The organism is Zhengella sp. (assembly GCF_041397485.1).
Classification (GTDB): domain Bacteria; phylum Pseudomonadota; class Alphaproteobacteria; order Rhizobiales; family Rhizobiaceae; genus Zhengella.
Genome location: NZ_JAWKWO010000001.1, coordinates 396,588 through 419,835, shown reverse-complemented (window position 1 = coordinate 419,835; position 23,248 = coordinate 396,588). Strand labels below are relative to the sequence as shown.

Here is a 23,248-nt window from a genome sequence, read left to right as displayed (position 1 = left end):
CCGGCGTTCATGGATGCGGCGGCCTTGTGGTGGGCCGTCGCAGCGGTCGGCGTCTACCATGGCATCAATCCGGGCATGGGTTGGCCGATGGCAGTGTCGGCCGCCTTGATGGAAAGCCGCTCGCGGGCGCTGGTCAGGGCACTGGCCGCCCTCGGCGCCGGTCATTTCGCGTCCATGGCTCTCATGCTTCTGCCATTCACGGCAATGAGCACCCTGGTTCGTGTCGAGCATGAGATACGGGTTGCAGCGTCCTGTTGCGTCATCGCGATGGGACTTTTCCTGCTCGTGTGGCGGCGCCATCCGCGCTTCCTGTCGCGCGTGCGGCCTTCGCAACTTGCCCTCTGGTCCTTCCTTGCAGCGCTTGCCCATGGGGCAGGGTTGATGCTCGTTCCGATGTATCTTGGTCTTTGCCGCGTCGATCCGGAGGATACGGGACACCTGGCCGCCATAACGCTGATGTCGAACAACCTTGTCATGGCCCTGCTCGTTGCCGCCGTCCATACTGCGGCGATGGTCCTTGGAGGCGGACTTGTCGCCATGATCGTCTACCGGTGGCTCGGGCTGCGCGTCCTGTCGAAGGCGTGGCTCAATCTCGACTGGCTTTGGGCCCTGTCCCTTGTCCTGGTCGGGGTCGCCAGTCTCTACGGAGCGTTTGCGTTATCCTGACCGGCCCGTGGCACGTCCCGTTCTGGATCGCTGCGTTTCCTGGTGCCTGTCCATTCCGGGCGGCATGACGGCGCCGTTTGCCCGCGGGAGGCTGTCCTTCGCGATTCCCGGCTGCAGGCTGGAAAACGATCGTGCATCGAACACCGTGACATCGCGCCTGTCACGCGCTAGAGCAGGGCGGCCTGCCGGCAGGAAAAGCGCGCAGGCGGCACCAATGGGGGGTTCATGCGCAGACTTGCCGACCGGCTGCACAGGTTCACGCTCGGGCTATGCCTGACGCTGTTCGCAGTCATGTTCGTCGGTCAGATCGTCATCGTCCTGCTGCGCTATGTCATGGGAATCGGTTTCCTGGAATTGCAGGACGCCGTCATCTACGCCTTTGCGTGCCTCGTCGTGCTGACGATTCCGCTTGCGATGCGCAATGACCGTCACGTTCGCGTCGATGTCCTTCGGGAAGGCCAGTCGCCGCGCGCCCGCCGGTTGACCGACCGGGCAGGGCACCTGGTGTTCACGCTGCCGGTTTTCCTGCTTGTCGCCATGGATGCCTGGCCGCTCGTTTCGGCGTCCTGGGCGATCCGCGAAGGGTCTTTGGAAACCGGCGGCCTGCCGGGCCTGTTCCTCGTCAAGTCGGCCGTTCTGGTCATGTGCGTGCTGGTGATCCTGCAGGCGCTTGCCGACCTGTTTGCCGGGAGCGCTGATGACGCCGGTTGAAATCGAGACACTCTGGGTCACCATCCTCGGCATCTCGCTGCTGGCCGGCATCCTTTCGGGCCTGCCAGTCATCTTCGTGATCGCCGGCATCCCCACGCTGATCGGCTTCATCGCCCATGGCTTCGGCCATTTCGACCTGGCCTATTTTCAGGCCGTGCCACAGCGCATTTTCGGCGTCATGGAAAACCGGCTGCTGATCGCGGTGCCGCTTTTCGTGATGATGGGCGTTCTGCTGGAGCGCTCGCGCCAGGCCGAGCGCATGCTGGAAAACATCAACCGGCTTTTTGGCGGCAGCCGCACGGCGCTGGCGCTCTCGGTTCTCTTCGTCTCCACGCTCATTGCCGCCTCCACCGGCATCATCGGCGCCACCATCGTGGCGCTGGGTACGATCAGCCTGCCGAGCCTGCTGCGCTCGGGCGTCGATGACCGCACCGCAAGCGGACTGATCTGCGCCAGCGGCACGCTGGGCCAGATCATTCCCCCGTCCATCGTGCTGATCCTGCTCGGCGACCAGGTGTCGAACGCCTATATCGAGGCGCAGCAGACGGTCGGCAATTTCGCACCCGATTCGGTCACCATCGGCGACCTCTTTGCCGGTGCGCTGCTTCCGGGCCTGCTGCTTGTCGCCCTCTATGCGGCCTATGCCGTCTTTCGCTTGCGCGGATCGCCGGCAATGGAAGGCGTGGAGCGGCCTGCCGGGCGCGCCGAACTGGCCGAGGCGCTGGCCGGCATCCTGCCGAGCCTGCTGCTCATCTTCGCCGTCCTCGGGTCGATCCTGTTCGGCATCGCCACCCCGACAGAGGCTGCCGGCGTCGGCGTCGCCGGAACCATCCTCATCGCCGCTGCGCAGATTTCGCCTTTCATGGCCCGCACGGCAGCCGCCACCGGCGCGCTGGCGATCGCGCTTGTGCTGGCCAGCGTCGCGGGCTTCCTGCGCGTGGACTTTTCCACCGGGCATCTGGCCCTGACGCCGGGAACATTGGTCACCATTCTGCTTCTCGCGGTGCTGGGCGCAGGACTTGCCTGGCATGCCCTCGCGCTGGTGCGCACCCGCATCCTGGTCGCGGCTGTCACCGAAACGCTGATGGTGTCGGGCATGATCTTCGGCATCATCATCGCCGCAAGCATCCTCTCGCTCGTCTTCCGCGGCTTTCGTGGCGACGAACTGGTGGCCGAACTGCTCAACGGCGTGCCGGGCGGGGCCTGGGGAATGCTGGCCGCCACCATGCTGGTCATCTTCCTGCTGGGCTTCATCCTGGAATTCGTCGAGATCATCTTCATCGTCATCCCCATCGTCGGGCCGGTCATCCTTCAGGAGGACATCAGCCCGGTCTGGTTCGCCATCCTGATCGCGATGAACCTGCAAACGTCCTTCCTGACACCGCCCTTCGGTTTCGCGCTTTTCTATTTCCGTTCCGTGGCGCCGCCGCGCATTCGTACCGTGACGATCTATCGCGCCATAATTCCGTTTGTCATCATACAGTTGATCGCAATACTGTGTCTGGCGATGTTCCCGGCGCTGGCAATCTGGCTGCCGGACATGCTGTTCTGATTTTGGCCCCTCGGCTGAAGAGGGGTCTTGTTCCAGGAAGGAGGAACCCATGAAACGCCGCGAATTCCTGAAAAGTGCTGCCATTGCGGCGCCGGCGGCCGCGCTGGCGACCCCGGCTCTCGCCCAGGGCAAGGTCGAGTGGAAAATGCCGACATCCTTTCCGGCCAAGGCGCCGGGCGTCGGCACCAACGCCACGACTTTCGCAAAACGTGTCGCCGACATGTCCGACGGCCAGTTGACGCTCAAGGTCTTTTCCGGAGGCGAACTCGTGCCGCCCTTCGGCGTGGAGGATGCCGTCCAGCAGGGCACGGCCGAAATCGGCCATTCCACGCCCTACTACGCCGCCTCGAAGAACAGCGCGTTGCATTTCTTTTCTGCCGTTCCCTTTGGAATGACGGCAGTGGAAACGACCGCCTGGCTGCGCCATGGCGGCGGCCAGGACCTGTGGAACGAGATCTATGCCGAACGCGGCCTCGTGCCCCTCTACAGCGGCAATTCCGGTGTGCAGGCCGCCGGCTGGTTCAAGAATCCGGTGACGAAACTGGAGGACCTGTCGGGCCTGAACATGCGCATTGCCGGCCTTGGCGGCGAAGCCATGCGCAAGGTCGGGGTCAACGCCGTGCTGCTGCCGCCCCCGGAGATCTTCTCCGCCTTCCAGTCCGGCGCCATCGATGCCGCCGAGTGGGTGGGCCCGATGCTCGATCAGGCCTTCGGCCTTCAGAAGGTGGCAAAGCACTGCTATGTGCCGGCCTTCCACGAGCCGTCCGCAGGTCTTGAGATCGTGGTCAACAAGGAGGCCTGGGATGGCCTGCCCAGGCACCTGCAAGCCATCATCACCAATGCGGCCGATGCAGCCAATACCGAGGCTCTGGCCCAGTTCGACTATTTCAACGCGATGGCCATGAAGCAGCTTGAAGAGGCCGGCGTCGAATTCGGCACGTTCCCGGATGATGTCGTGGCGGCGCTGCGCAAGGCCTCCGACGAGGTCATGGCCGAGAACGCCGATGCCAATCCGGATTTCCGCAAGGTCATGGACAGCTACAACGCCTTCCTCGACCTGGCACGCCCCTATGGCATGAAGGTCAAGGCGCCGGTTTTCTCCCAGCGCATGTAGGCGCTGCGGGGGCGATCGCCGCCGCCGTTGAATCGAAAAATCAAGCACCCCGCGCAAGGCATTGCCTGCGCGGGGTTTTTTGAAACGAGGCTCCGCAAGTAGGCGTGGGCCCGCGGCGCCGCAATCGCGCGATTGCCCGGAAAGGGCTGAACGGAGGGCCTTCCCGTGCTTGGACCATGGAAGGCGGGCCTGCCGGCGCCTTCGGCTGGCAAATGTGACCTTGATGTCTCGCGCGCGGCCCGATGGCAGGTTTTCGTCAAGGACGACAATCTTTTGCCGTATATCACCAATGTTGCTCTTGCGTCGCGCCACCCTCTGGGCTAACCCTCGCCGCGTTGCAACAACCGTTGCGGCCAGGCCCGCCGGTCTGCCTCCGCGCCTCCGTCAGGCGGTGCGTTGATCCAAGAGGCAAGACCCCGGATCGCCGATCGCCGCCGGCAAGAAAGCAAGGTCATGAACGATCTCCTCAGCTCATACCTGCCGATCATCATCTTCCTGGGACTCTGCCTTGTCATCGGCCTCGCGCTGATGTTCGCGCCCTTCGTTCTGGCTTACAAGAACCCGGATCCCGCGAAGCTTTCGGCATACGAATGCGGCTTCGACGCCTTCGACGATGCGCGCATGAAGTTCGACGTGCGGTATTACCTCGTCGCCATCCTGTTCATCATCTTCGATCTCGAAGTGGCATTTCTCTTCCCGTGGGCTGTCTCCTTCGGTGAAATCGGCTGGTTCGGCTTCTGGTCGATGATGGTGTTCCTGGCCATCCTGACCATCGGCTTCGTCTATGAATGGAAAAAGGGAGCGCTGGAATGGGACTGAGCGACAATACCACCACGCTGATCGCGCCCCAGCCCAAGGGGATCGTCGATCCCAAGACCGGCAAGCCGGTCGGCTCGGACGACGTTTTCTTCGGCGAGATCAACGCCGAACTGTCCGACAAGGGCTTCATTGTCACGTCCACCGACGCCCTGGTCACCTGGGCGCGCACCGGTTCGCTGATGTGGATGACCTTCGGCCTTGCCTGCTGCGCCGTCGAGCTCATGCAGGTGTCCATGCCGCGCTATGACGTGGAGCGCTTCGGCACCGCGCCGCGCGCCAGCCCGCGCCAGTCCGACGTGATGATCGTCGCCGGTACGCTGACCAACAAGATGGCGCCGGCCATGCGCCGGGTCTACGACCAGATGCCGGAGCCGCGCTACGTCATTTCCATGGGCTCCTGCGCCAATGGCGGCGGCTACTACCACTATTCCTATTCTGTGGTGCGCGGCTGCGACCGCATCGTGCCGGTCGACATCTATGTTCCGGGCTGCCCGCCCACCGCCGAGGCGCTTCTCTACGGCATCCTGCTGCTGCAGAAGAAGATCCGCCGCACCGGCACCATTGAACGCTGAGAGGACGCATCCGGCCATGAACGAAGAGGCTTTGAAGGATCTCGCGGCCTATGTCACCGAGAAGCTGGACGGCCAGATCACGGACGCCAAGGTCGCCTATGGCGAGCTGACGCTGGAGGCCGAGGCAGGCGATATTGTCAATGTGCTGACCTTCCTGCGCGACGATGTCCAGTGCCAGTTCGTGTCTTTCATCGATGTCTGCGGCGCCGACTATCCGGCGCGTGCCCGCCGGTTCGATGTGGTTTACCACCTTCTGTCGCCGCGCCAGAACATGCGCGTGCGGGTGAAGGTTCAGGCCGACGAGGACAGCACCGTGCCCTCGATCACGGGCGTCTTTCCGGGTGCCGAATGGTTCGAGCGCGAGACCTATGACATGTATGGCGTCCTGTTCACCGGCCACCCGGACCTGCGCCGCATCCTGACCGACTACGGTTTCGAGGGGCATCCCCTGCGCAAGGATTTCCCGCTGACCGGCTATTGGGAAGTGCGCTGGGACGACGAGGTCAAGCGCGTGGTCTACGAACCGGTCGAACTGAAGCAGGAATTCCGCAATTTCGATTTCCTTTCGCCCTGGGAAGGCACCGAATACGTGCTGCCCGGCGACGAGAAGGCGAAGGGGTGAGGCGGTCAGATGACTGAACACAACGTCCGCAATTTCAGCATCAATTTCGGTCCGCAGCATCCGGCGGCGCACGGCGTGCTGCGTCTTGTCCTGGAACTGGACGGCGAGGTGGTGGAGCGCGCCGACCCGCATATCGGCCTGCTGCACCGCGGCACCGAGAAGCTGATGGAGTACAAGACCTACCTCCAGGCCGTGCCCTATCTCGACCGCCTCGATTATGTCGCGCCGATGAACCAGGAGCATGCATTCGCGCTGGCGGTGGAGCGCCTTGTGGGCGTCGAGATCCCGAAGCGCGGGCAGCTCATTCGCGTGCTCTATGCCGAGATCGGCCGCATCCTCAACCACCTGATGAACGTCACCACGCAGGCGCTCGACGTCGGTGCGCTGACGCCGCCGCTCTGGGGCTTCGAGGAACGCGAGAAGCTGATGGTGTTCTATGAGCGGGCATCCGGCTCGCGCATGCACGCCGCCTATTTCCGCCCCGGCGGCGTTCATCAGGACATCCCGGACCAGCTTGTCGAGGACATCGGCAAGTGGTGCGACCCGTTCCTGCAGACCCTGCAGGATCTGCATGGCCTGCTGACCGAGAACCGCATCTTCAAGCAGCGTAACGTCGATATCGGCGTCGTGACGCTCGAACAGGCCTGGGAGCGCGGCTTTTCCGGTGTCATGGTTCGCGGCTCCGGCGCGGCCTGGGACTTGCGCCGCTCGCAGCCTTACGAATGCTACGACGAACTGGACTTCGAGATTCCGGTCGGCAAGCACGGCGACTGCTACGACCGCTACCTGATCCGCATGGAGGAGATGGCGCAGTCGGTGAAGATCATGCGCCAGTGCATCGACCGCCTTCTCGGATCGGAACGCAAGGGCCCGGTTTCGGCCACCGACGGCAAGATCGTCCCGCCCAAGCGTGGCGAGATGAAGCGTTCGATGGAGGCGCTCATCCATCACTTCAAGCTCTACACCGAGGGTTACAAGGTGCCCGAGGGCGAGGTTTATGCCGCTGTCGAGGCGCCCAAGGGCGAATTCGGCGTCTATCTCGTCTCCGACGGTACCAACCGTCCCTACCGCGTGCATCTGCGCGCGCCCGGTTTCGCCCATTTGGCAGCTATGGATTTCATCGGAACCAAGCATCTGCTTGGCGATATCCCGGCCCTGATCGGTTCCTTTGACATCGTGTTTGGAGAGGTGGATCGCTAAATGTCCGTCCGTCGTCTCGCAGAAGACTCCGTCCAGCCCGAAAGCTTCGCCTTCAACGAGGCGATGACCGCCGAGGTCGGCAAGTGGCTGAAGAAATACCCCGAGGGCCGTGAACAATCGGCCGTCATTCCGCTGCTCATGCTGGCGCAGGAGCAGGAGGGCTGGGTGTCGAAGGCCGCCATCGAGCACGTCTCGCAAATGCTCGACATGCCGAAGATCCGCGTTCTGGAAGTGGCCACCTTCTATACCCAGTTCCAGTTGAACCCGGTTGGCACGAAGGCCCATATCCAGGTTTGTGGCACCACGCCCTGCATGCTGCGCGGGTCCGAGGATCTGATCAAGGTCTGCAAGAGCAAGATCCATCCCGAACCCTTCCACACCAATGCCGGGGGCACGCTGTCCTGGGAAGAGGTGGAATGTCAGGGCGCCTGCGTGAATGCGCCCATGGTCGTGATCTTCAAGGACACCTATGAGGACCTGACGCCGGAGCGCCTGGAAGAAATCATCGACGCCTTCGAGGCAGGCAAGGGCGACAACGTCGAGCCTGGCCCGCAGAACGGCCGTGTCTACTCGGCCGCGGCGACTGGCGCCACGACGCTGACAGACGAGGACGCGATCATCAGGAAGAAGCGCGTGTCCATTTCCAAGGCCAGGCCGAATGGCGGCGATCCGGAGATCGCGCCTTCGAAGGCAGCACGGCCCAAGACGGAAGCTGCGGAAACCGACAGCGCGGTGACGGGCCCGTCGCCCGAAAAGGCATCGCCTGCGGCCGAAGAGGCCGTTTCCGCCGAGCCCGCGCCGCCGGCTGCGCCCAAGGCATCGACGCGCCGCGGTGTCTCCGAGGATGTCACGGCTGCAGGTGGCGGCAAGCGCAAGGCTGGGCAGCCGGCCGAGCCGTCGGATGCCGGCGAGGCGGCCTCCGCCAAGGATGCCAAGCCCTCGCTGAACGACAAGAACCGCCCCGCTGGCATCGAGAAACCGGCGGAACCCGATGACCTGAAGATGATTTCCGGCGTCGGCCCCAAGATCGAGGGCATCCTCAACGAACTCGGCATCTATACCTTTGCCCAGGTCGCCTCGTGGAAAAAGGCCGAGCGCGAATGGGTGGACGGCTACCTGCGTTTCAAGGGCCGCATCGACCGTGACGACTGGGTCAAGCAGGCCAAGGCGCTCGCCAAGGGCGGGCGTGAGGAATATGTCCGCGTCTTCGGCAAAGAGCCGCGATAAGGGAGAGATGACATGCTGACCGACAAGGATCGCATCTTTACCAATATCTACGGCCAGTACGACCGTTCCCTGAAGGGCGCCATGATGCGCGGTCACTGGGACGGCACGAAGGACATCGTTGCCAAGGGCCGCGACTGGATTGTCAACGAGATGAAGGCGTCGGGCCTGCGCGGCCGCGGCGGCGCTGGCTTCCCGACCGGGCTCAAGTGGTCCTTCATGCCCAAGGAGGCCGGGCCGCGCCCGCATTATCTCGTGGTCAATGCGGACGAATCGGAACCGGGCACCTGCAAGGATCGCGAGATCCTGCGTCATGACCCGCATACCCTGGTCGAGGGCTGCCTGATCGCCGGTTTCGCCATGGGCGCACACACCGCCTACATCTACGTGCGCGGCGAGTTCATGCGTGAGCGCGAGGCGCTGCAGCGCGCCATCGACGAGTGCTACGAAGCGGGCCTTCTGGGCAAGGACAACAAGTGCGGCTGGGACATGGACGTCTTCGTCCATCACGGTGCCGGCGCCTATATCTGCGGCGAGGAAACGGCGCTGCTGGAAAGCCTGGAGGGCAAGAAGGGCCAGCCGCGCCTGAAGCCGCCTTTTCCGGCCAATGTCGGGCTTTATGGATGCCCGACCACGGTCAACAACGTCGAGTCGATTGCAGTTGCGCCGACCATCCTGCGCCGCGGTGCCGGCTGGTTCGCCTCTTTCGGCCGCGAGAACAACAAGGGCACCAAGCTGTTCTGCGTGTCCGGTCACGTCAACACGCCGGCGACCTTCGAGGAAGCCATGTCGGTTCCGTTCAAGGAACTGATCGACCGCCATTGCGGTGGGATTCGCGGCGGCTGGGACAACCTGCTGGCAGTCATTCCGGGCGGTTCTTCCGTTCCGCTGGTGCCCGCCGAGCAGATCATGGACGCGCCGATGGACTTTGACGGCCTGCGCGAACTGCGTTCCGGTCTTGGCACCGCTGCCGTGATCGTGATGGACAAGTCGACAGACATCGTGAAGGCGATCGCGCGCCTGTCCTACTTCTACAAGCACGAAAGCTGCGGCCAGTGTACGCCGTGCCGCGAGGGCACCGGCTGGATGTGGCGCGTCATGGAGCGGCTGGTGCGCGGTGAGGCGCACAAGCGCGAGATCGACATGCTGCTTGATGTGACCAAGCAGGTGGAAGGGCATACCATCTGTGCGCTCGGTGATGCCGCAGCCTGGCCGATCCAGGGTCTCATCCGCCATTTCCGGCCGGAAATCGAGCGGCGCATTGATGAATTCACGAGAAACAGCCACCGGGCCGAACCGGTGATGGTGGCGGCGGAATAGGGAAGGGCAAGCCGGGAATTCACCCGGCGCCAGGGAAACGCAATCGAGGGCCGGTTCGACCGGAAACAAGGAGATTGCCGATGTCGACATGTGGAATACCCAACGACTTCGCCCAGGGCGCCAGTGTGTATGAATCCGCGTTGAGAACCATGACCAGGGCGATGACAGCAAATTCAGGCGCAGGCATGCCACTGGCTTCACCGGCCATGCTGATGGCCGGTCCGGCGCTCGGCCTTGGCATGGTGGCCCAGTACTGGGGGGCGGTGATCGGGACATTGCACGGCGCCGCCGCGTCTGCCGGCCGGGTGCCGTCCATTGACGCGCCGTTCAAGGCGCCTGTCCTGTTCTGGAACGCCGAGGACGAGGATTCCGATTCCTTCGGCATGGCCATGGCCAATCCCATGTCCTTCTTCGCAGCCGCGACCAAGACCGTCTATGCGGACATGGAGCATGCCGCGAAGGATTTCGTCGAAGTCGGCGAACATGTCCTGTCAGGCATGGCCGAGGATGCCGATACGGTCGCCCGCACCATGGAAGGCGCCGGTTCTGCGGCCATCATCGGGCCGGATGAGGCCGCGGACGCGGCCGGCGCGATCATGCCGGAGGACTTCCGGCGTCCGTCGGGCATGGACAGGCCGGAGCATGCCGACGATCTGAAGCGGATCGCGGGAATCGGACCCAGGCTTGAGGAAAAGCTCAATGGACTGGGCATCTGGACCTTTGCGCAGGTCGCGGCCTGGACGCCCGAGCAGGTGGCATGGGTCGATGATTACCTTGCCTTCAAGGGGCGCATCGAGCGCGATGGCTGGATCGCCCAGGCATCGGAACTTGCTGCGGCGCGCGAAGACGGAAACGTGACGACGACCGGCTAGCGGCCGGAACAGGAACCTGGGCATCCCGCGGCACGCCCGCCGGGATGCCTCAAGTCAGGCGGCAAGGCCGCTTCTGAAAACGTGGAAATGAAGATGGCTAAGATCAGGGTTGACGGCAAGGAGATCGAGGTTCCGGACCATTTCACGCTGTTGCAGGCGTGCGAGGAGGCCGGTGCCGAGGTTCCGCGTTTCTGCTTTCACGAGCGGTTGTCGATCGCCGGCAATTGCCGCATGTGCCTTGTCGAGGTGAAAGGCGGGCCGCCCAAGCCGGCCGCCTCCTGCGCCATGGGCGTGCGCGACCTGCGCCCTGGCCCCAATGGCGAGTCGCCGGAAGTCTTCACCAACACGCCCATGGTCAAGAAGGCCCGCGAAGGCGTGATGGAGTTCCTGCTCATCAACCACCCGCTGGACTGCCCGATCTGCGACCAGGGCGGCGAGTGCGACCTGCAGGACCAGGCCATGGCCTTCGGTGTCGATGCCTCCCGCTACACCGAGAACAAGCGCGCCGTGGAAGACAAGTATATCGGCCCGCTGGTCAAGACGATCATGACGCGCTGCATCCACTGCACGCGCTGCGTCCGCTTCACCACGGAAGTGGCCGGCATTTCCGAACTGGGCCTGATCGGCCGCGGCGAGGATGCCGAAATCACCACCTATCTCGAACAGGCGATGACGTCCGAACTGCAGGGCAATGTCATCGACCTGTGCCCGGTCGGCGCGCTGACCTCCCGGCCCTACGCCTTCCAGGCACGTCCGTGGGAACTGACCAAGACCGAAACCATCGATGTCATGGACGCGGTCGGTTCGGCCATCCGGGTCGACACCCGCGGCCGCGAAGTGATGCGCATCATGCCGCGCGTCAACGAGCAGGTGAACGAGGAATGGATTTCCGACAAGTCGCGTTTTGTCTGGGACGGATTGCGCACGCAGCGTCTCGACCGGCCCTATGTCAAGCGTGACGGGCGCCTTCAGGCGGCAAGCTGGGCTGAGGCCTTCGCCGCCATTCGCGACGCGGTCGCGAAGACCTCGGGCGACAGGATCGGCGCCATTGCCGGCGATCTGGCCGCCGTCGAGGAAATGTTCGCGCTGCGCCAGCTGATGGAATCGCTGGGATCGGCCAATATCGATTGCCGCCAGGATGGCGCGCCGCACGATCCCGCGCTTGGCCGGGAAACCTACCTGTTCAACCCGACGATCGAAGGCATCGAGGATGCCGACGCGCTGCTGGTCATTGGCGCGAACCCGCGTTTCGAGGCGTCGGTGCTCAATGCGCGCATCCGCAAGCGCTGGCGCATGGACAATTTTCCCATCGGCGTCATCGGCGAAATGGGCGACCTGCGCTACGACTATGAAATGCTGGGTGCCGGCCCGGATACGCTCAAGGAACTGGCTGCGGGTGAGGGCGCCTTCTTCCGGACGCTGAAAGATGCCGAGCGGCCGATGATCGTCGTCGGGCAGGGCGCACTTGCCCGCACCGATGGCGCGGCGGTTCTTGCCCATGCGGCGAAGCTGGCGGTTGCCTGCGGCGCGGTCGGTGCGGACTGGAACGGCTTTGCCATGCTGCACACCGCGGCATCGCGCGTCGGCGGTCTCGATATCGGCTTCGTGCCGGGCGAGGGTGGCAAGGACGTGGCCGGCATGCTGGGTGGCGCCATGGACGTGCTGTTCCTGCTCGGTGCCGATGAGTTCGACATGGGCCAGATCGGCGGCGCGTTCACCGTCTATATCGGCACCCACGGCGATGCCGGCGCGCACGCGGCCGATGTCATCCTGCCGGCGGCTGCCTATACCGAGAAATCCGGCACCTATGTGAACACCGAAGGCCGCGTGCAGATTGCCGCGCGGGCCGGTTTTGCACCGGGGGATGCGAAGGAGGACTGGGCGATCCTGCGCGCGCTTTCCGAAGTGCTCGGCAAGAAGCTGCCCTATGATTCGCTCAGGCAGTTGCGTTCCGCTCTTCATGAGGCCCATCCGCACATGGCGGACGCCGACGAGATTGCCGCGGGTTCCACTGCCGGCATCGAGGCGCTGGCGAAGAAGGGCGGCCGTCTCAACAAGGCGCCGTTCGTATCGCCGGTGGCTGATTTCTACCTGACCAATCCGGTCGCCCGCGCCTCCGCCGTCATGGCGGAGTGTTCCGCGCTCGCCCGCAATGGTTTCCGCCAGGCCGCAGAGTAAGGGGACGGCAAGACGATGGACCTTTTCTTCGACACCTATGTCTGGCCGACACTGCTGATCGTCATCCAGTCGCTGGCGCTGCTGGTGATCCTGCTGATCTACGTCGCCTATGTGATCTATGCCGACCGCAAGATCTGGGCGGCGGTGCAGGCGCGCCGCGGCCCCAACGTGGTCGGGCCTTGGGGCCTGCTGCAGTCCTTCGCCGACATGCTGAAGTTCTTCGTCAAGGAGCCGGTCATCCCCTCCGGCGCCAACAAGGGCGTGTTCCTTCTGGCGCCGCTGGTTTCGGCGGTGCTGGCGCTTGCCGCCTTCGCCGTCATCCCGGTCGCCGACGGCTGGGTCGTCGCCTCCATCAATGTCGGCATTCTCTATGTCTTCGCCATTTCCTCGCTGGAGGTCTATGGCGTGATCATGATCGGCTGGGCATCGAACTCGAAATATCCGTTCCTTGGCGCGCTGCGTTCGGCCGCTCAGATGGTCTCTTATGAAGTGTCCATCGGCTTCGTCATCGTCACCGTGCTGCTTTGCGTCGGTTCGCTGAACCTGTCGGATATTGTCCTTTCGCAGGGAGACGGCCTCGGCACCCGGCTCGGTCTGCCCAATTCCTTCCTGGATTGGCATTGGCTCGGCCTGTTCCCGATGTTCATCATCTTCTTCATTTCCGCGCTCGCGGAAACCAACCGTCCGCCTTTCGATCTCGTCGAGGCGGAGTCGGAACTGGTCGCCGGCCACATGGTGGAATATTCATCCGGCCCGTACATGCTCTACATGCTGGGCGAGTATGTCGCGATCTGCCTGATGTCCGCCCTGGCGACGATCCTGTTCCTCGGCGGCTGGCTGCCGCCCGTCGACATCGCGCCCTTCACCTGGATACCGGGCGTCATCTGGTTCGTTCTCAAGGCGACGGCGGTGTTCTTCATGATCTCGCTGGTCAAGGCCTTCGTGCCCCGCTACCGCTACGACCAGCTGATGCGGCTGGGCTGGAAGGTCTTCCTTCCGATCTCGATCTTCATGGTCGTGGCCACGGCATTCGTCCTGAAGCTGACCGGCTGGAGTGCGTGAGGATGAGCGCGGCCGCCATCGGAGCCCTGGTCGGATTGATCGTCGCGGCGATCGATTGGGTGCTTCTGCGCACGCTGGCCGGCCGGGTGGACATGACTGAAACGAAAACGGCGCTGAAGGCCGCCGGCCTGGTGCAATTCGTTCTGCTGCCGGTCATCGGCTGGTTCGCAGCGCCATACGTGATTGGAGTCTGACAATGACTGGTCTTGCACAAGCGGCCAAGTCGCTGCTTCTGAAAGAGTTCATCGACGCCACCATCCTGTCGATGCGCTATTTCTTCAAGCCGAAGTTCACCGTCAATTATCCCAACGAGAAGGGCCCGGTCAGCCCGCGATTCCGTGGCGAGCACGCCTTGCGCCGTTACCCCAACGGGGAAGAGCGCTGCATTGCATGCAAGCTTTGCGAGGCGATCTGTCCTGCGCAGGCCATCACCATCGAGGCCGGCCCGCGCCGCAACGACGGTACGCGGCGCACGGTGCGCTACGATATCGACATGGTGAAGTGCATCTATTGCGGCTTCTGCCAGGAAGCCTGCCCGGTGGATGCCATCGTCGAGGGGCCGAATTTCGAGTTCGCCACCGAGACGCGCGAGGAACTTTACTACAACAAGGACAAGCTGCTCGCCAACGGCGATCGGTGGGAGCGGGAGATCGCCCGCAACATGTCGCTGGACGCGCCATACCGCTAAGTGTGCCGCAGAAAGTGCAATCGGTGCCGCGCAGGCCCGAAAAAGTTTTGAACCAGAGCGGGCAGGCGGTTTTGCAACTGCGAAAAACGCTCTAAAGGACACCGGACCTGAACCGTGGCGGGGGACTCGCGCGACGGAAGGGTCGATGAAGCGGAGCCATCGCGGCGCCGCGGCACATGCAAGGATCGGGGGCAGTCATGCTCACAGGATTGGCGGCGGCGTTTTTCTATCTATTCGCCTTTGTTGCGGTTGCGTCGGCCCTGATGGTCATCGCGGCGCGCAACCCGGTGCATTCCGTTCTTTTCCTCATTCTCACCTTCTTCAACGCCGCGGCGCTCTTCCTGCTGACCGGCGCTGAATTCCTCGCCATGATCCTCCTCATCGTCTATGTCGGCGCCGTGGCGGTCCTGTTCCTGTTCGTTGTCATGATGCTTGACGTGGATTTCGCGGAACTGAAGGCCGGAGCATTGCAATATGCGCCGATCGGCGCACTCGTCGGCATCGTGCTGGTGGCGGAACTGGCCGTCGTGCTTGGCGGCTACACGCTGTCGCCGGAGGTCGCTTCCGGCTCTGCGCAGCCGATCCGCGATCTCGCCGAACGGCACAACACCGCCCAGTTGGGCGACATTCTCTACACCGACTATGTCTACGCGTTCCAGGTCGCCGGCATCATCCTGCTGGTGGCGATGATCGGCGCAATTGTCCTGACGCTGCGCCACAAGGAAGGCGTCAAGCGCCAGGTCATCGCCGAGCAGGTGGCGCGGGACCACCGCACCGCGATCGAGGTGCGCAAGGTCGAGTCGGGCAAGGGCATCTGAGAGAGGTCTCAATCATGGAAATCGGTATCGGCCACTATCTGACCCTGTCAGCCGTCCTGTTCACCATCGGCGTGTTCGGCATTTTCCTGAACCGCAAGAACATCATCGTCATCCTGATGTCGATCGAACTGATCCTGCTGTCGGTCAATCTGAATTTCGTGGCCTTCTCGGCTGCCTTGAACGACCTCGTCGGTCAGGTTTTCGCGCTGTTCATTCTCACCGTCGCGGCGGCGGAAGCCGCGATCGGCCTTGCAATCCTCGTCGTCTTCTTCCGCAACCGCGGTTCGATCTCGGTCGAAGACGTCAACATGATGAAGGGCTAAGGGAAACGCCGCCATGATGTATCAAGCGATTGTCTTCCTGCCGCTCATCGGTTTCCTGATTGCCGGTCTGTTTGGCCGCTCCATCGGTGCCAAGGCGTCCGAATATGTCACGTCTGGCCTTCTGGTCGTCTCGGCGCTGCTGTCCTGGGTCGCCTTTTTCACCGTGGCCATGGCCCATGGCGGCGAGGGGCACCAGGCCCATGCCATCGTGGTCCCGGTCCTGGCGTTCATCCAGTCGGGCGATTTCGCGGTCGACTGGGCCTTGCGCATCGACACGCTGACGGCCGTCATGCTGGTCGTCGTCAACACGGTTTCCGCGCTGGTGCATATCTATTCGATCGGCTACATGCACCACGATCCCGACCGGCCGCGCTTCTTCGCCTATTTGTCGCTGTTCACCTTCGCCATGCTGATGCTGGTGACCTCCGACAACCTGGTACAGATGTTCTTCGGCTGGGAAGGCGTCGGCCTGGCGTCCTATCTGCTCATCGGCTTCTGGTACAAGAAGCCTTCGGCAAACGCCGCGGCGATGAAGGCCTTCATCGTCAACCGCGTCGGCGACTTCGGATTTGCGCTCGGCATTTTCGGTGTCTTCGTCCTGTTCGGCTCGGTGTCGTTCGACACGATCTTCGCCAATGCCGCCACATTCCTGCCAGCCGAGGGTGCGGCCAGTGGTGAGCCGGTTCTGAATTTCCTCGGCAACGCGCTTGATCGGCAAGGCGCCATCACCATCGTCTGCCTGCTGCTGTTCATGGGCGCGATGGGCAAGTCGGCGCAGTTCCTGCTGCACACCTGGCTGCCGGATGCGATGGAGGGGCCGACGCCTGTCTCGGCGCTCATTCACGCTGCCACCATGGTGACCGCTGGCGTGTTCATGGTCGCGCGCCTGTCGCCCCTTTTCGAACTGTCGCACACGGCCTTGCTGGTCGTCACGATCATCGGCTCGATCACCGCGTTCTTTGCCGCCACCGTCGGACTGGTGCAGAACGACATCAAGCGTGTCATCGCCTACTCGACCTGTTCGCAGCTCGGCTACATGTTTGCAGCCCTTGGTGTCGGCGCCTATGGCGCAGCCATCTTCCACCTGTTCACGCACGCCTTCTTCAAGGCGCTGCTGTTCCTCGGCGCCGGCTCGGTGATCCATGCCGTGTCCGATGAACAGGACATGCGCCGCATGGGTGGCCTGCGCAAGCTGATCCCCGCCACCTACTGGATGATGGTCATCGGAACGGTTGCGCTGACCGGCCTTGGCATTCCCGGCACCTTCATCGGGACTGCCGGCTTCTTCTCCAAGGACATCATCATCGAGAGCGTGTTTGCCTCGCACAGCACGGTATCGGCCTTCTCCTTCTCCATGCTCGCCATTGCCGCGCTTTTCACCAGCTTCTATTCCTGGCGGCTGATCTTCATGACCTTCCACGGCAAGCCGCGCGCGACGGCCGATGTGATGCATCATGTCCACGAAAGCCCGCCGGTCATGCTGGTGCCGCTGTTCGTGCTGGCGGCCGGCGCCCTGTTTGCCGGCGTCCTGTTCGAGGGCTATTTCTACGGCCACGAATATGAAGCCTTCTGGAAGGGCGCGCTGTTCACGGCGGCGCAAAACAATCTCGTCGAGGAATTCCACCACGTTCCCTTTGTCGTGAAGATTACGCCCTTCATCGCCATGCTGGCCGGTTTTGCGATCGCCTGGTGGTTCTACATCTCCAACCCCGAAATGCCCCGGCAGGTGGCCCGGCGCCATCACGGCCTCTACCAGTTCCTGCTCAACAAGTGGTATTTCGACGAGCTCTATGACTTCATCTTCGTCCGCCCGGCCATGTGGCTTGGCCGCTTCCTGTGGAAGAAGGGCGATGGCGCTGTCATTGACGGGCTCGGTCCTGACGGCGTGGCTGCCCGCGTTGTCGATGTCACCAACCGCGTCGTCAAACTTCAGAGCGGTTACCTTTATCACTATGCCTTCGCGATGCTCATCGGCGTCGCCGCGCTGGTCACCTGGATGATGCTCGGGAGCGCCTTCTGATGTCTGATTGGCCCATCCTTTCGCTGGTCACATTCCTGCCGCTCGTCGGCGCCTTCCTCATCCTCCTGATCAAGGATGAAGGCTACGGCCGCCGCAACATCCGCAATGTTGCGCTGCTGACGACCGTCTTCACCTTCATCTTCTCGCTCTTCATCTGGGCCGGGTTCGACAATTCCCGTCAGGGTTTCCAGATGCTGGAGGAGGTCGAATGGCTGGGTGGGGGCATTTCCTACCGCATGGGCGTGGATGGCATCTCGATGCTGTTCGTCATCCTGACGACCTTCCTGATGCCGCTTTGCATCCTGGCGTCCTGGGAGTCGGTGGAAAAGCGCGTCAAGGAATACATGATCGCCTTCCTCGTGCTTGAAACACTGATGATCGGTGTCTTTTGCGCGCTCGACCTGGTGCTGTTCTATGTCTTCTTCGAAGCCGGTCTCATCCCGATGTTCATCATCATCGGTGTCTGGGGTGGCAAGCGCCGGGTCTATGCCTCCTTCAAGTTCTTCCTCTACACGCTGCTGGGGTCGGTGCTGATGATGCTGGCCATCATGGCCATGTACTGGGAAGCCGGAACGACATCGATCCCGGATCTGCTTGCCTATGACTTCCCGGCATCCATGCAGACATGGCTGTGGCTGGCCTTTTTCGCTTCCTTCGCGGTGAAGATGCCGATGTGGCCTGTCCACACCTGGCTGCCGGATGCGCACGTGGAAGCACCGACCGCCGGCTCGGTCATTCTGGCAGCCATTCTCCTGAAAATGGGTGGCTACGGTTTCCTTCGGTTCTCCCTGCCGATGTTTCCTGTCGCATCGGAGGAGTTTCAGTCCTTCGTCTTCACGCTCTCGGTGGTCGCGATTGTCTACACGTCGCTCGTCGCCTTGCGTCAGGAGGACATCAAGAAGTTGATTGCCTATTCCTCCGTCGCCCATATGGGTTACGTGACGATGGGCATTTTCGCGATGAACACGCAGGGCGTGGAAGGCGCGATCTTCCAGATGATCAGCCACGGTTTCGTCTCGGGCGCGCTCTTCCTGTGCGTCGGCGTCGTCTATGACCGGATGCACACCCGCGAGATCGCGGCCTATGGCGGTCTGGTCAACAACATGCCGAAATATGCCGTCGTGTTCATGATCTTCACCATGGCCAATGTCGGCCTGCCCGGCACATCCGGCTTCATCGGCGAATTCCTGACGCTTCTGGGCGTGTTCCGGGTCAACACCTGGGTTGCCTTCTTCGCCACGACGGGCGTGGTGCTTTCGGCCGCCTATGCGCTCTGGCTCTATCGCCGGGTCGTCTTCGGCAAGCTCGACAAGGAAGCGCTGAAGGGCATGCTCGACCTTTCGACCCGCGAGAAGGTGATCATCTATCCGCTGGTCGCGCTGACCATCCTGTTCGGCGTGTATCCGGCGCCGATCTTCGATGTGACCAGCGTTTCGGTCAATGCACTCATCAACGACGTCACCGCATCGCTTGACATGGCGGTGACAACGGCCGCGATCGGCCAGTAAGACAAGGCGGGAAAAGGGACATGATGACGGATCTCGCAACCAGCCTCTCGCTCGCCACGCCGGAGCTCATTGTCGCGGTGGGGGCGATCGCCCTGCTGATGTTCGGCGTCTTTTCGGGGCCGCGATCAACCTCCACCATCAACGGCCTTGCCGTGGCGATCCTGATCGGTGCGATGGCCTGGATGGTCTTTTTCGGCCATGACGGGAAGGCATTCAACGGAGCGTTCACGTCTGATCCGTTCGCGCAGCTGATGAAGATATTGGCGCTGACCGGCTCCGTGGTCACGCTCGTCATGTCCGTGGGCTTCGCGAAGGCGGAGAAATTCGACAAGTTCGAATTCCCGGTCCTCGTGATGCTGGCCACGCTCGGCATGATGCTGATGATCTCGGCCAACGATACGCTGGCGCTCTATCTCGGCCTGGAACTCCAGTCGCTGGCGCTCTACGTCGTCGCCGCCTTCAATCGCGATTCCGTCCGTTCCACCGAGGCAGGGCTGAAATATTTCGTGCTCGGCGCGCTGTCTTCCGGCATGCTGCTTTACGGCATCTCCCTTGTCTACGGCTTCACCGGCCACACGAATTTCCTCGCCATCGCGGAGACGGTGAACAATGGACAGCGGGACCTGGGCCTTGTCTTCGGCCTCGTCTTCATCCTGGCCGGCCTGGCGTTCAAGATTTCAGCCGTTCCATTCCACATGTGGACGCCGGACGTCTATGAAGGCGCACCGACGCCCGTGACCGCCTTCTTTGCCGCCGCGCCGAAGATGGCGGCCATGGCGCTGGTCGTACGCGTCGTATCCGAAGCCTTTGCGCCCATGCACACCGACTGGCAGCAGGTCATCGTGTTCATCGCGATCGCATCCATGGTGCTCGGCGCCTTCGGCGCGATCGGACAGCGCAACATCAAGCGGCTGATGGCCTATTCGTCGATCGGCCACATGGGTTATGCGCTTGTTGGCCTTGCCGCCGGCACGCTGGCCGGCGTTCAGGGCGTCGTCATCTACATGATCATCTATCTGGTCATGACCCTTGGCACGTTTGCCTTCATCCTCGCCATGCGGCGCAAGGAGGGCAACGTGGAGCAAATCGATGACCTTTCGGGCCTGGCCTCGACCAATCCGGTCATGGCGACCATCCTCACGATCCTGATGTTCTCGCTGGCCGGCATTCCGCCGCTGGCTGGCTTCTGGGCCAAGTGGTCCGTGTTCCTGGCGGCCATCGAGGCCAACCTCTTCGCCCTCGCCGTGATCGGCGTCCTGGCGTCCGTGGTGGGTGCCTATTATTACCTGCGGATCATCAAGATCATGTGGTTCGACGAGCCGGCGGGCAAGCTTCAGCCAGTGGCCAGTGAACTGGGCCTCGTTCTCGGTCTCTCCGGTGCATTCACGCTGTTCTACATCGTGTTTGCGGGTCCGGTGGGGCTTGTTGCCCAGGCGGCTGCCCGCACGTTCTTCTGAAGGTAGCGGACCGGTTTGAGCCCGCAGGCCGCCACTTCGCTTCCACCTGGCGTCACGCATGTGGCGCTGGGTGATGTCGGGTCCACCAATGCCGAAGCGTTCGTCCTTGCGCGCCAGGGCCGGCGCGGTGCCTTCTGGGTCACGGCGGAACGTCAGTTGCAGGGCAGGGGCCGCCGCGGCCGCCCTTGGGTTTCGGAGAAAGGGAACCTCTACGCTTCGCTGCTCTTGAACGATCCGGCACCGCTTGAACGTCTGGGCACGCTTCCGCTTGTCGCCGCCCTCGCTGTCTACAAGGCGCTCAGGCCCTTTTTCGCCAGAACACCCCAGGCGCTCGCCATCAAATGGCCCAACGACATCCTGATCGATGGCGCCAAGGTCAACGGCATCCTGCTGGAAAGCGAGACATTGCCCGATGGCACAATGGCGGTTGTCATCGGCTGTGGCATCAATTGCGCGCATCATCCGGCCGGAACGATCTATCCGGCCACCAGTCTGGCCGAATGCGGCGTCGCGGTCACGCCGCAGGATCTGTTTCCGGTTCTGGTCCGGGCCATGGCGGCGGAAGTGGCGCGCTGGGACCGGGGGCTTGGATTTGCCGCCATTCGTGAAGACTGGCTTCTGGCTGCGCGCGGCCTGGGGCAGGCGGTTCGGGTCAATCTTGGCGATCGCGTCCTGGAAGGCCGGTTTGCCGATCTTGACGCCAGGGGCTATCTTCTGGTCGAACAGAACAATGGCGGGATCGTTACCATATCGGCTGGCGATCTTTTCTTCGCCTCAGTTTCCACCTCCTGATGAAAGTTGGGCATGGCCAAGACCAAGGACAATGAACTCGTCTTCGCACCTTTGGGCGGCGTCGGCGAAATCGGCATGAATTTCGCGCTTTACGGCTTCGGGCCCGCATCAAGACGGGAATGGATCATCGTCGATTGCGGCGTGACCTTTCCCGGACCCGACCTGCCGGGGGTCGATCTTGTCCTTCCCGATACCCGCTTCATAGAAAACGAAGTGAAGAACCTGCGTGGCATGGTGATCACCCATGCCCACGAGGATCACTATGGCGCGATCCTCGACATCTGGCCGAAGCTTGGCTGTCCGGTCTGGATGTCGCCCTTCACCGCGGGGCTTCTGGAGGCCAAGCGCCAGAGCGAATATCAGCGTGTCGACGTGCCCGTGAACATCTTCCGCGCCGGCCAGCCCTTCGATCTCGGTCCCTTCCGCATCGAACCGGTCCCGGTGACGCATTCCATTCCCGAACCCTATTCGCTTGCGATCACCACCGAGGCCGGCACGCTCATCCATACCGGCGACTGGAAATTCGACGCGGAGCCGGCCATCGGCCCCCTGACGGACGAAGACCGGCTGAAAGCGCTTGGCGATGCGGGCGTCCTTGCCATGATCTGCGACTCGACCAATGCCATGCGTGAAGGCGAAAGCCCGACCGAGCGCCAGGTCTGCGAAAGCCTTGAGAAGCTGATCGAGAAGGCGGCCGGGCGCGTGGTCATCACCACCTTCTCGTCCAATGTCGGGCGCATCCGCTCCATAGCCGAGGCCGCCCGTGATGCCGGCCGGCAGGTGCTCGTCATGGGGCGTTCGATGAAGCGGGTGATCGATGTGGCCACCGACCTCGGCTATCTCGACGGATTGCCGGACTTCCTCGCCGAAGAGGATTTCCAGCACATCCCGCGTGACAACGTCGTGGTGCTTTGCACCGGTAGCCAGGGAGAGCCGCGCGCCGCGCTTTCCAAGCTGGCACGGGAGGAAATGCGCAATGTCCATCTGACCGCCGGCGACACGGTCATCTACTCCTCTCGCACCATCCCGGGCAATGAGAAGGCGATTCTTGAGGTCAAGAACCGGCTTGTCGAGATGGGCGTGAAGATCATCGAGGATGACGACGCGCTCGTGCACGTCTCCGGCCATCCGCGCCGTGGCGAATTGCGCAAGATGTATGGTCTCGTGCGTCCCCGTATCGCCGTCCCGGTCCATGGCGAGGCCCAGCATCTCGTCGCCCATGCGTCACTGGCCGCGACAATCGGCGTGCCGGAAGTGGCGTCGGTGCGCAATGGCGACATGCTCCGCCTCTGGCCTGGCAATGCCGAAATTGTCGGCGAGGTCCATCACGGGCGCACCTTCAAGGATGGCAATCTTTACGGCGACGACGAAGCGGTCGGCGTGCGCGACCGCCGCAAGCTCTCCTATGCGGGTCATGTCTGCCTGAACGCCATCCTGGACAACAAGTACGATCTGGTCGCCGATCCGGACATCGAGGCCGTTGGCCTGCCGGAAATGGACGGGCGCGGGGAATATCTTGAGGACGTCCTTCTGGAAGCCGCGACGGGCGCGATCGAGAGCATTCCGCGCGGCAAGCGCAAGGATCTCGACCTCGTGGCCGAAAGCGCCCGGCGCGCCATCCGTGCCGAGGCGAATTCGGTCTGGGGAAAGAAGCCGATTGTCACCGTGTTCGTGACGAGAGTCTAGCAAGGAAACGCGGATCTCGTTCCTCCGGCCGATTTACAGGGCGG

Annotated in this window: 22 protein-coding genes; all 22 read left to right on the top strand. The window is 62.9% G+C overall.

Features of this window, described 5'->3' with window-relative positions; genetic code table 11:
• Nucleotides 1-9 precede the first annotated feature (9 nt).
• The 22 genes from R3D65_RS01865 to R3D65_RS01760 all read left to right on the top strand — a co-directional run bounded on the left by R3D65_RS01865 (nucleotide 10) and on the right by R3D65_RS01760 (nucleotide 23,204).
• Entirely contained in the window at nucleotides 10-666 is a 657-nt protein-coding gene (locus R3D65_RS01865) for a hypothetical protein (protein WP_371273533.1), read from the top strand.
• 225 nt (nucleotides 667-891) lie between these two features.
• The gene (locus R3D65_RS01860; RefSeq protein ID WP_371273532.1) at nucleotides 892-1,377 is read left to right on the top strand and encodes a TRAP transporter small permease subunit; all 486 of its coding nucleotides are present in this window, start codon (nucleotides 892-894) and stop codon (nucleotides 1,375-1,377) included.
• The gene (locus tag R3D65_RS01855; protein ID WP_371273531.1) at nucleotides 1,364-2,929 is read left to right on the top strand and encodes a TRAP transporter large permease subunit; all 1,566 of its coding nucleotides are present in this window, start codon (nucleotides 1,364-1,366) and stop codon (nucleotides 2,927-2,929) included. The genes R3D65_RS01860 and R3D65_RS01855 overlap by 14 nt, the downstream gene beginning before the upstream one ends.
• A gap of 49 nt (nucleotides 2,930-2,978) precedes the next feature.
• On the top strand, nucleotides 2,979-4,043 hold the full coding sequence (locus R3D65_RS01850) for a TRAP transporter substrate-binding protein (protein WP_371273530.1): 1,065 nt from the start codon (nucleotides 2,979-2,981) through the stop codon (nucleotides 4,041-4,043).
• A 453-nt stretch (nucleotides 4,044-4,496) separates the two neighbouring features.
• Nucleotides 4,497-4,862: an NADH-quinone oxidoreductase subunit A gene (locus tag R3D65_RS01845; RefSeq protein WP_371273529.1), complete on the top strand. Its 366-nt coding sequence runs from the start codon at nucleotides 4,497-4,499 to the stop codon at nucleotides 4,860-4,862.
• A complete protein-coding gene (locus tag R3D65_RS01840) occupies nucleotides 4,853-5,434 on the top strand; it encodes an NADH-quinone oxidoreductase subunit B family protein (protein WP_371273528.1) in 582 nt (193 codons plus the stop codon). The genes R3D65_RS01845 and R3D65_RS01840 overlap by 10 nt, the downstream gene beginning before the upstream one ends.
• A 16-nt stretch (nucleotides 5,435-5,450) precedes the next feature.
• Nucleotides 5,451-6,056 carry an NADH-quinone oxidoreductase subunit C gene (locus tag R3D65_RS01835; protein ID WP_371273527.1) on the top strand — a complete coding sequence of 202 codons (606 nt, stop codon included), beginning with the start codon at nucleotides 5,451-5,453 and terminating at the stop codon, nucleotides 6,054-6,056.
• A 9-nt stretch (nucleotides 6,057-6,065) separates the two neighbouring features.
• A complete protein-coding gene (locus R3D65_RS01830) occupies nucleotides 6,066-7,256 on the top strand; it encodes an NADH-quinone oxidoreductase subunit D (protein WP_371273526.1) in 1,191 nt (396 codons plus the stop codon).
• Nucleotides 7,257-8,483, top strand: coding sequence for an NADH-quinone oxidoreductase subunit E (locus tag R3D65_RS01825; protein ID WP_371273525.1), 1,227 nt, complete (start codon nucleotides 7,257-7,259; stop codon nucleotides 8,481-8,483). It begins immediately after the preceding gene.
• Between the two features lie 12 nt (nucleotides 8,484-8,495).
• Nucleotides 8,496-9,800: an NADH-quinone oxidoreductase subunit NuoF gene (nuoF, locus tag R3D65_RS01820; protein ID WP_371273524.1), complete on the top strand. Its 1,305-nt coding sequence runs from the start codon at nucleotides 8,496-8,498 to the stop codon at nucleotides 9,798-9,800.
• Between the two features lie 80 nt (nucleotides 9,801-9,880).
• Nucleotides 9,881-10,672 (top strand): NADH-ubiquinone dehydrogenase, encoded by a 792-nt coding sequence (locus R3D65_RS01815; RefSeq protein WP_371273523.1) that lies wholly within the window; start codon nucleotides 9,881-9,883, stop codon nucleotides 10,670-10,672.
• 93 nt (nucleotides 10,673-10,765) lie between these two features.
• Complete coding sequence (gene nuoG / locus R3D65_RS01810; protein WP_371273522.1) at nucleotides 10,766-12,850, top strand: NADH-quinone oxidoreductase subunit NuoG; 2,085 nt, start codon at nucleotides 10,766-10,768, stop codon at nucleotides 12,848-12,850.
• Nucleotides 12,851-12,865: 15 nt separating this feature from the next.
• Nucleotides 12,866-13,912 (top strand): NADH-quinone oxidoreductase subunit NuoH, encoded by a 1,047-nt coding sequence (gene nuoH / locus R3D65_RS01805; RefSeq protein WP_371273521.1) that lies wholly within the window; start codon nucleotides 12,866-12,868, stop codon nucleotides 13,910-13,912.
• Between the two features lie 2 nt (nucleotides 13,913-13,914).
• The gene (locus R3D65_RS01800) at nucleotides 13,915-14,106 is read left to right on the top strand and encodes a hypothetical protein (protein ID WP_371273520.1); all 192 of its coding nucleotides are present in this window, start codon (nucleotides 13,915-13,917) and stop codon (nucleotides 14,104-14,106) included.
• 2 nt (nucleotides 14,107-14,108) lie between these two features.
• Complete coding sequence (nuoI, locus tag R3D65_RS01795) at nucleotides 14,109-14,600, top strand: NADH-quinone oxidoreductase subunit NuoI (RefSeq protein ID WP_371273519.1); 492 nt, start codon at nucleotides 14,109-14,111, stop codon at nucleotides 14,598-14,600.
• A 197-nt stretch (nucleotides 14,601-14,797) separates the two neighbouring features.
• The gene (locus R3D65_RS01790) at nucleotides 14,798-15,418 is read left to right on the top strand and encodes an NADH-quinone oxidoreductase subunit J (RefSeq protein WP_371273518.1); all 621 of its coding nucleotides are present in this window, start codon (nucleotides 14,798-14,800) and stop codon (nucleotides 15,416-15,418) included.
• Between the two features lie 14 nt (nucleotides 15,419-15,432).
• Complete coding sequence (nuoK, locus tag R3D65_RS01785; RefSeq protein WP_371273517.1) at nucleotides 15,433-15,741, top strand: NADH-quinone oxidoreductase subunit NuoK; 309 nt, start codon at nucleotides 15,433-15,435, stop codon at nucleotides 15,739-15,741.
• A gap of 13 nt (nucleotides 15,742-15,754) precedes the next feature.
• Nucleotides 15,755-17,761, top strand: a complete 2,007-nt coding sequence (gene nuoL, locus R3D65_RS01780; protein ID WP_371273516.1) for an NADH-quinone oxidoreductase subunit L — start codon at nucleotides 15,755-15,757, stop codon at nucleotides 17,759-17,761.
• Nucleotides 17,761-19,269: an NADH-quinone oxidoreductase subunit M gene (locus tag R3D65_RS01775; RefSeq protein ID WP_371273515.1), complete on the top strand. Its 1,509-nt coding sequence runs from the start codon at nucleotides 17,761-17,763 to the stop codon at nucleotides 19,267-19,269. Before nuoL ends, R3D65_RS01775 begins: the two co-directional genes overlap by 1 nt.
• 20 nt (nucleotides 19,270-19,289) lie before the next feature.
• Nucleotides 19,290-20,726: an NADH-quinone oxidoreductase subunit NuoN gene (gene nuoN, locus R3D65_RS01770; RefSeq protein ID WP_371273514.1), complete on the top strand. Its 1,437-nt coding sequence runs from the start codon at nucleotides 19,290-19,292 to the stop codon at nucleotides 20,724-20,726.
• Between the two features lie 15 nt (nucleotides 20,727-20,741).
• A complete protein-coding gene (locus R3D65_RS01765) occupies nucleotides 20,742-21,518 on the top strand; it encodes a biotin--[acetyl-CoA-carboxylase] ligase (RefSeq protein WP_371273513.1) in 777 nt (258 codons plus the stop codon).
• A gap of 12 nt (nucleotides 21,519-21,530) precedes the next feature.
• Nucleotides 21,531-23,204 (top strand): ribonuclease J, encoded by a 1,674-nt coding sequence (locus R3D65_RS01760; RefSeq protein ID WP_371273512.1) that lies wholly within the window; start codon nucleotides 21,531-21,533, stop codon nucleotides 23,202-23,204.
• The last annotated feature ends 44 nt before the right edge of the window (nucleotides 23,205-23,248 follow it).